The sequence below is a fragment of the Actinomadura roseirufa genome (genome assembly GCF_900659635.1).
Lineage (GTDB): Bacteria > Actinomycetota > Actinomycetes > Streptosporangiales > Streptosporangiaceae > Spirillospora > Spirillospora roseirufa.
The window spans coordinates 1-7,773 of sequence record NZ_CAACVB010000317.1 but is presented as its reverse complement, the minus strand read 5'-3'; the positions used below and the strand labels follow the sequence as shown (position 1 = coordinate 7,773).

Below are 7,773 nucleotides of genomic sequence, written 5' to 3'. Positions count from 1 at the left end.
GGTGTCGTCGGCGCCGAGCCGCGCCGCGATGCCGGCGCGCCGCTCGGAGACGTCGGCCGCGGCCACCGTCGCGGCGCCGCGGCGGCGGGCGAGCTGCACGCACAGCAGCCCGATCGTGCCGCAGCCGATCACCCCGACACGGGCCCCCTCGGGGACCTGTGCAACGTTCCAGGTGTGGACCGTGTACGCGATCGGCTCGATCAGTCCCGCGGCCGTCCACGACATGCCCGGCGGCAGGGCGTGCACGGCGGAGGCCGGCACCGCGACCCGCTCGGCGAACCCGCCGGGCCGGTGCACGCCGATCAGCGCGCGCTCCCGGCACAGCTGGCCCCGGCCCCGGGCGCACAGGTCGCAGCGGCCACAGGACAGAATGGGGTTCACCGCGACCCGGCGGCCGTCGGGGGTCGTCCCGGCGAACTCGTGACCCATCACGAGGGGAGGGGTGCGGAAGCCCGGCGTGCGGACGCCGTGCAGCTCGCTGCCGCAGATGCCCGCGGCGGCCACCTCGACGAGGATCTCATCGGATTTCACGGACGGTTCATCGATGTCCTGCAGTTCCACCACACTCGGTGCGGTGAAAACGAGTGCCTTCATCACGCGGCGAATGTAGCAGGCATCCGTATCGTGGGCTAGCATTCCGTATAGCGGAAACTTAGAAAGAGGTGTGCATGGCCAAGAACGAGTCGCCGGTCGGCAGCGTCGACCGGGCGCTGCGCATCATCCAGCTGCTCTCCGAGAGCGGCCGGGGCGTCACGCTGGAGGACCTCGCGGTCCGTTCCGGCATCCCGCGCAGTTCCCTGCACCGGCTGCTCGGGGCGTTGCGGCACCGGGGCTTCGCCGCCCAGCCGGAGCCCAACGGCCCGTACTTCCTCGGCACCGAGCTGCTCGCGGCGGCGTTCCGGTTCTACGACCGGATCGACCTGCGCGCGCTGGTCCACCCGGTGCTGCTGCGGCTGCGCGAGGAGCTGAACGAGACCACCCACATGGCCGTCCTGGAGGGCGGCGAGATCGTCTACGTGGACAAGGTCGAGGCCATCCACCCGATCACCATGACCTCGGTGATCGGCGGCCGGAACCCCGCGCACTGCACGGGGGTCGGCAAGGCCCTGCTCGCCTGGACGTACCCGACGGACGAGGCGATCCGGCTGTGGGCCTCGGCACACGAACTGCGTCCGGTCACCCGGCACACGATCACCTCGCCGGCCCGGCTGGCCGAGGAGATGGCCCAGATCAGGGAGCAGGGATTCGCCCTTGACCAGGAGGAGAACGAGGAGGGCGTGCGCTGCGCGGCGGTGCCGGTGTTCTTCGGCCGCACCACCCCCGCGGCGGGAATCAGCGTCACCGCGCCGAAAGATCGTTTTCCTAGGGGACGGCTGATGGAGGTGGCCGCTAGGCTCCGCACTGTCATAGCCGACGAACTGGACCAGCCCTCTCTGTCCTAGGGAGGGCGAGGGGGGCAAGTGGAGCAGAACCGGTCAAAGTTGACAGGGAACACGGTCTCTTGGTTGTCTATTCTACGGAACGGGATTCCGTATGACGGAAGGCTGCGGATGTTGAAGGTCGGGTCCGTGCTCGGAGCGGCGTTCGTGCTCGCCGGAACCACTCTGGCGGCCGGCTGCTCGAGCTCCTCGGACGCCCGCTCGTCCTCGGGGGTGTCCTCGGGCTCGCCTTCGGCGTCGCGCGCGGGCTCGTCCTCGTCGTCGGACTCGTCCGCGGGCAAGACCGCGGGCTCGTCCGCCGGCAAGAGCGCGGGCCCGGCGAAGGGCGCGGCCGCACCGGGAACCTCGGCCACCAAGGCGAGGTGGAAGCCCGTCGTCGGAAGCCGCTGGCAGTACCAGCTGTCCCCCACGCAGGCGTACGCGGCGACCGGCGGGGTGAACGTCGGCGTCTGCGCGAAGCCGTTCACGGGCGGCGCGTGCGTGCGCCCCGAGGTGTACGACATCGACCTTTACTCCGGCACCGGAGCGACCGGCACCCTCAACACCGCCGCCGTCCGGGCGATCCACGCCCGGGGAGCGAAGGCGATCTGCTACATGGACGCCGGGTCCGTCGAGAAGGACCGCCCCGAGTACCAGGAGTTCGTCAAGTGGAACAACGCCCACGGGCGGTCCCTGATCGGTAAGGCCTACCCGGGCTTCCCGGACGAGAACTACGCCAACATCAACAACGACCGCGGCCAGCGCGACTACCTCCTGAAGGTGCAGGAGGCGCGGGTCCGCAAGTGCGTCCAGGCCGGGTTCGACGGGGTCGAGTTCGACGTCGTCAACTCCTACGAGGACGGCGAGAAGGTGACCGGCTGGAAGATCAGCGCCGCGACGCAGCTCACCTACAACAAGGCGCTGGCCGCCCTCGCGCACAAGTACAACCTGGCCGTGGGGCTGAAGAACGACCTCAGCCAGGTTCCCGCGCTGGTGTCCTCCTTCGACTTCGCGATCAACGAGGAGTGCTGGGAGAACAACGAGTGCGACGTGCTGAAGGCGTTCATCCGCGCCGGCAAGCCCGTGTTCGGCGTCGAGTACCGGCCCTCCGGCGGCCCCGGTCACGCGCTGGGCTTCTGCCGCCCGGCCGCCTCGTCCGCGTGGCGCTTCAGCACCATCAAGAAGGGCGAGGACTACGCCCTTCACGACACGCCCTACACCCCCTGCCGCTGACGCGGAGGGACGATCGAGAGAGCACGCATGCGACTGCTTACCTTCCGCACCGAGGACGGCACCCGCGCCGGACGCCTGGACGGCGACGAGGTCACCCCCCTGGACGCGTCCGACGTGGGAGGCCTGCTCGCCTCCGGCGCGGACTGGCGGGAGCGGGCCGCGGCCGCGGCCGGAGCCCCCGTCCCCCTGGAGGGGCTGGACCTCGCCCCGGTCGTGCCGCGGCCCAGCAAGATCATCTGCGTGGGGCTCAACTACAAGCTGCACATCGCCGAGACCGGCCTCGACACCCCCGACCACCCGACCCTGTTCGCCAAGTTCGCGCGCTCGCTGATCGGCGCGGCCGACGCGATCGAGCTGCCCGCCGCGTCCACGGCGATGGACTGGGAGGCCGAGCTCGCCGTCGTCGTGGGCCGGACGGTCCGCGCCGCGGACGCGGCGGCCGGTCGCGCCGCGATCGCCGGTTACACCGTCGCCAACGACATCAGCGCCCGTGACTTCCAGGGCCGCACCACGCAGTGGCTCCAGGGCAAGACGTTCGATTCCACGACCCCGCTCGGGCCCGTGCTGGTCACCGGCGACGAGGTGGACGACGCCGCCGACCTGGAGGTCACCTGCTCCGTGGACGACGAGTTGATGCAGCGGGGCCGCACGTCCGACATGCTGTTCCCGCCGGAGGAGGTCGTCTCCTACATCAGCGGCATCGTGACTCTCGACCCGGGCGACGTGATCCTGACCGGGACGCCCTCGGGGATCGGCGACAGCCGCAAGCCGCCCGTCCGGCTGCGTCCCGGGCAGGTCGTGACGACGGAGATCGAGGGCCTCGGCGTGCTGCGCAACCGGTGCGCCGGGTGACCGCGGAGTCCCTGGCGGCGCTGCTGCCGGCGGGACGCGTCGTCACCGACCCCGACGTCGTCGCCTCCTACGCCCGCGACCAGACGTACGCGGTGCCCGGCAAGCCGCTCGCGGTCGTCCTCGCCCGCGACACCGGCGACGTGGTCACCACGATGCGGTGGGCGCACGAGCACCGCGTGCCCGTCGTCCCGCGCGGCGCCGGAACCGGCCTGGCCGGCGGCGCCACCGCGGTCGACGGGTGCCTGGTGCTGTCACTGGCGAAGATGACCGCGATCCGCGAGATCGCGCCGCGCGACCAGCTGGCCGTGGTGGAGCCCGGCGTCATCACCGCCGACCTGGACCGGGCGGCGCGCGAGCACGGCCTGATGTACGCGCCCGACCCGTCCAGTCACGAGATCTCCACCATCGGCGGGAACCTGGCGACCAACGCGGGCGGGCTGCGCTGCGTGAAGTACGGCGTGACCCGCGACTCCGCCCTCGGGCTGGAGGTCGTGCTCGCCGACGGCCGGGTGATCCGCACCGGCGGCCGGACGGTCAAGGGCGTGACGGGCTACGACCTGACCGGCCTGTTCGTCGGGTCGGAGGGCACCCTCGGGGTGATCACCGCGGCGACGCTCCGGCTCCGCCCGGCGCCCGCCACGCCGCCGGTGACCGTCCTCGCCACCTTCGGCTCGCTCGCCGCGGCGGGGGCCGCCGCCGCTGCGGTCGTGGCCGCCGGGCTCCGGCCGAGCCTGCTCGAGCTGATGGACCGGGCGGCGCTGCGCGCGATCGACGAGTGGCGCGGCATCGACCTGGAGCCGGGCACCGCCGCCGTGGTCATCGCGCAGACCGACGGGCCGGAGTGCCCGGCGGAGGAGATCGTCCGGCTGTGCGAGGACGCGGGCGCGGAGTTCGCGGCGGCCTCCACCGACGCGGCGGAGGCGGACGCGCTGCTGGAGGTCCGGCGGCTGGCCTACCCGGCCGCCGAGCGGCTCGGCCACTGCCTCGTCGAGGACGTGTGCGTGCCGCGCTCCCGGCTCCCGGAGATGATGGAGCGCGTCGAGAGGGCCGCGGACCGGCACGGCGTCCGCATCCTGACCGTCGCGCACGCCGGGGACGGGAACCTGCACCCGCTGTTCGTCTTCGACCGTGGTCTGGACGAGCCGCCTCCGCCGGTCCAGGCCGCGGCCGACGAGGTGTTCGCCGCCGCGATCGAGATGGGCGGCACGCTGACCGGCGAGCACGGCGTCGGGGTCCTGAAACGGTCCTGGCTGGACGGCGAGCTCGAACCGGACACGCGCGAGGTCCTGCTGACCATCAAGCGGGCCCTCGACCCGGCCGGGCTGCTCAACCCCGGAAAGGCGATCTGACCCGGGCGATCCGCCCGCGGCGGAACCGGAGGTTCTTCCGATGAGACCTGGGTCAGGTGGGGGCGGCCCTCCCCACCTGGCCCAGCATGCCCGTCCCGGCTCAGTCCTTCCGCAGGACGCGGAAGGTGATCCCGGCCCTCACGAGCCGGTCGATGAGCGCGTCGCCCATCGCCGCGGCGGTGGTCACCTGCCCCGCGCTCTCCGGAAGGTCGTCGTGGGCGAGGCACAGCGCCGACTCGGCGAGCATCCGCGCCGTCTCGGTGTAGCCGGGGTCGCCGCCCGCGACCTCGGTGACCACCCGCCGGCCGCCGCCCTCCCCGGCGAAGGTGACCTTGAACCAGCTGCGGGCGCGCCGCTCGGCCGAGGGACCCTCGCCGGGCGCGCGGAGCCGCAGCAGCAGGGACCGCGCCGGCGGGATCTGGGCCAGGACGGCGAGCGCGCCCGAGCCCGCGGCCAGCCCGGCGGCGCCGGCCAGCCGCCTGACCGCGACGTAGTGCCCGTAGGAGAAGTCGGGGCCGTACCGGTCGAGGGCGGCGGCCGAGCGCACGACGATCTGCGGGTCGATGGTCGGCAGCGGCAGCGTCCACCCGTCCCCGACGCGGGTCCTCGGCGCCGCCCGCCGCGAGGCGCGGACCCGCCGCCCTTCGGGGGCAGCCTCGGCGCGGCGGCGCTCCCGCTCGGCGCGCATCGTGCCCGCCATGTCGGCGAAGACCCCCACCACCGAGTGGACGGTGCCGCCCGAGGCGTCCGCCTGCACGCGCACGAATCCCTCCACACGCAGGGGGACGCCCTCCGGAAGCTGCTTGACGGTGAAGTACGCGCCGAGATCGTGGGGGATCGAGTCGAAGCCGCAGGCGTGGACGATCCGGGCCCCGCTGCGAACCGCGTCCTCGTGGTACTTCAGATACATCCGGTCGACGAACGCGGGCTCGCCGCTCAGGTCGACGTAGTCGGTTCCGGCGCGCGCGCAGGCCGCCACGAGCGGCTCCCCGTACCTGACGTAGGGGCCGACCGTCGTGATGACGACCCGCGCGGACCGGGCGATCTCCTCGATGGAGGCGGTGTCGGCGGTGTCGGCGTGCAGGAGAGGCAGGTCCGCGCACGCGGGGTCGAGCGCCGAGAGCCGGTCGCGGACGGCCGCCAGCTTGGCCTGGTTGCGCCCGGCCAGCGCCCAGCGCGTCCCGGCGTCGGCGTGCTCGGCCAGATACTCGGCGGTCAGCGCGCCGGTGAAGCCGGTGGCGCCGAACAGGACGATGTCGTACGGACGGGCGGTGTCGTACGGACGGGCGGGGTCGTGCGGGCGGGCGGCGGGCATGGGGCCCCTTTCGCGTGGCGGGCCTCGATTCTGGCGCGCCGGCGGCGGCACGGGCGAGCCGCCCCGCCCAGGGCCGCTCTCGGGGCTCGCGCGTCCGTTCCGTGCCCGCCTGTTCCATGCCCGGCCGTTCTGTCCTCCGCCGTTCCGTGCCCGGGGAATCCCGCCGCCCCGAGCCTTCGTCGAGCCCTTACTGCGACGGTGATCACATCCGATCCGGGGATGCACCTCCGGATGTCTTAGTGTTGGCACCATCGACATGACAATGTGGGGGAGAAGTTGCTGAACCCTGAGGATCTGTACGAGCTCGACACCGACCTGCCGGACATGACCGGCCCGGTGCTGCTGCACAGCCTCGACGGCTTCGTCGACGCGGGATCCACCGGGCAGCTCGTCCGCGAACACCTCCTGGAGGCCCTGGAGCATCGCGTCATCGCCCGCTTCGACGCCGACTCGCTGATCGACTACCGGGCCCGGCGGCCGAGCATGACCTTCGATCGTGACCACTGGGCCTCCTACGAAGCCCCCGAGCTGGTCGTCCGGCTCCTCCACGACGAGGCGGGGAGCCCGTTCCTGCTGCTGTCTGGGCCTGAGCCCGACCGGCTCTGGGAGGGCTTCACCGCCTCCGTCCGGCATCTGGTGGAGCGGCTCGGCGTCGGCCTGGTCGTCGGTTTCCACGGGATCCCGATGGGCGTGCCGCACACCCGCCCGGTCGGGATCACCTCGCACGCCACGCGGCCGGAGCTGGTCACCCCGAACTCCTGGTTCGACAAGGTCCAGGTCCCCGGCAGCGTCGCCGGGCTGATCGAGCTGCGGCTCGGCGAGGCCGGCCACGACGCGCTCGGCCTCGCCGTCCACGTCCCGCACTACCTCGCCCAGTCCGCCTACCCGGCCGCCGCCGTCGCCGCGCTGGAGGCCATCGCCTCGGCCACCGGCCTGGTGCTGCCGACCGGGCGGCTGCGCGACGCCGCCGCCCGCACCGACGCCGACATCGCCGAGCAGGTCGAGGGCAACGACGAGGTCGAGAAGGTCGTGCGGGCCCTGGAGCAGCAGTACGACGCGTTCGCGGGGGCCGCCGAGCGCGAGAACCTGCTCGCCGAGTCGCAGGACATGCCGACCGCCGACGAGCTCGGCGCCCAGTTCGAGCGCTTCCTCGCCGAGCAGGACGGCCCCGAGCCGCCGGCCTGACATATCCCCCCGGCCACGGGGTAGGCGAGGGACCGGGGGGAGACCCATGGTCACGATCGAGCTGCCCGACGCCGCGCTGCCCGGCGACCTCACCCTGCCGGAGCGTCCGAGCGGCGTGGTGCTGTTCGCCCACGGCAGCGGCAGCTCCCGGCTCAGCCCGCGCAACCGCGCCGTCGCGCGGGGGCTGAACGCCGCGGGCGTCGGTACCCTCCTCATCGACCTGCTGACCGAGGGCGAGGGCCGCGCCGACGCGGTGACGGCCGCGCTCCGCTTCGACATCGAGCTGCTGGCCATGCGCCTCATCGGCACCGTCGACCGCCTGTCGCAGGGGCTGCCGGACGGCCCCCGCACCGCGGGCCTGCCGCTCGGCCTGTTCGGCGCCAGCACCGGCGCCGCCGCCGCGCTGGCCGCCGCCGCGGCC

The 7,773-nt window shown here is 73.2% G+C and carries 8 protein-coding genes; 6 read left to right on the top strand and 2 right to left on the bottom strand.

From position 1 onward, the window contains the following. Positions 1 to 594, bottom strand: a 594-nt coding sequence (locus E1291_RS36405; RefSeq protein WP_165495469.1) for an alcohol dehydrogenase catalytic domain-containing protein, incomplete at its 3' end; no start/stop codon positions are given. 74 nt (positions 595 to 668) lie between these two features. Between E1291_RS36405 and E1291_RS36400 the strand changes: the two genes are divergently transcribed. The 4 genes from E1291_RS36400 (at position 669) to E1291_RS36385 (ending at position 4,852) form a co-directional block, all read left to right on the top strand. Further along, positions 669 to 1,442: an IclR family transcriptional regulator gene (locus E1291_RS36400; protein WP_131742600.1), complete on the top strand. Its 774-nt coding sequence runs from the start codon at positions 669 to 671 to the stop codon at positions 1,440 to 1,442. 108 nt (positions 1,443 to 1,550) lie between these two features. Beyond that, complete coding sequence (locus E1291_RS36395; protein WP_131742599.1) at positions 1,551 to 2,651, top strand: endo alpha-1,4 polygalactosaminidase; 1,101 nt, start codon at positions 1,551 to 1,553, stop codon at positions 2,649 to 2,651. 27 nt (positions 2,652 to 2,678) lie between these two features. Further along, the gene (locus tag E1291_RS36390) at positions 2,679 to 3,503 is read left to right on the top strand and encodes a fumarylacetoacetate hydrolase family protein (protein ID WP_131742598.1); all 825 of its coding nucleotides are present in this window, start codon (positions 2,679 to 2,681) and stop codon (positions 3,501 to 3,503) included. Next, complete coding sequence (locus E1291_RS36385) at positions 3,500 to 4,852, top strand: FAD-binding oxidoreductase (protein WP_131742597.1); 1,353 nt, start codon at positions 3,500 to 3,502, stop codon at positions 4,850 to 4,852. The genes E1291_RS36390 and E1291_RS36385 overlap by 4 nt, the downstream gene beginning before the upstream one ends. A gap of 100 nt (positions 4,853 to 4,952) precedes the next feature. Here E1291_RS36385 and E1291_RS36380 read toward each other — a convergent pair whose 3' ends face one another. Continuing rightward, on the bottom strand, positions 4,953 to 6,167 hold the full coding sequence (locus E1291_RS36380) for a saccharopine dehydrogenase family protein (RefSeq protein ID WP_131742596.1): 1,215 nt from the start codon (positions 6,165 to 6,167) through the stop codon (positions 4,953 to 4,955). Positions 6,168 to 6,443: 276 nt separating this feature from the next. Here E1291_RS36380 and E1291_RS36375 point away from each other — a divergent pair, with 276 nt between their 5' ends. Beyond that, a complete protein-coding gene (locus tag E1291_RS36375; RefSeq protein WP_207401130.1) occupies positions 6,444 to 7,352 on the top strand; it encodes a proteasome assembly chaperone family protein in 909 nt (302 codons plus the stop codon). 46 nt (positions 7,353 to 7,398) lie between these two features. After that, positions 7,399 to 7,773, top strand: a 375-nt coding sequence (locus tag E1291_RS36370; protein WP_370771095.1) for a dienelactone hydrolase family protein, incomplete at its 3' end; no start/stop codon positions are given.

Coding starts and splice junctions, on each gene's coding strand:
- E1291_RS36395 (WP_131742599.1), top strand. CDS start 1,551: ATGTTGAAGGTCGGGTCCGTGCTCGGAGCGGCGTTCGTGCTCGCCGGA.
- E1291_RS36380 (WP_131742596.1), bottom strand. CDS start 6,167: ATGCCCGCCGCCCGCCCGCACGACCCCGCCCGTCCGTACGACACCGCC.
- E1291_RS36400 (WP_131742600.1), top strand. CDS start 669: ATGGCCAAGAACGAGTCGCCGGTCGGCAGCGTCGACCGGGCGCTGCGC.
- E1291_RS36390 (WP_131742598.1), top strand. CDS start 2,679: ATGCGACTGCTTACCTTCCGCACCGAGGACGGCACCCGCGCCGGACGC.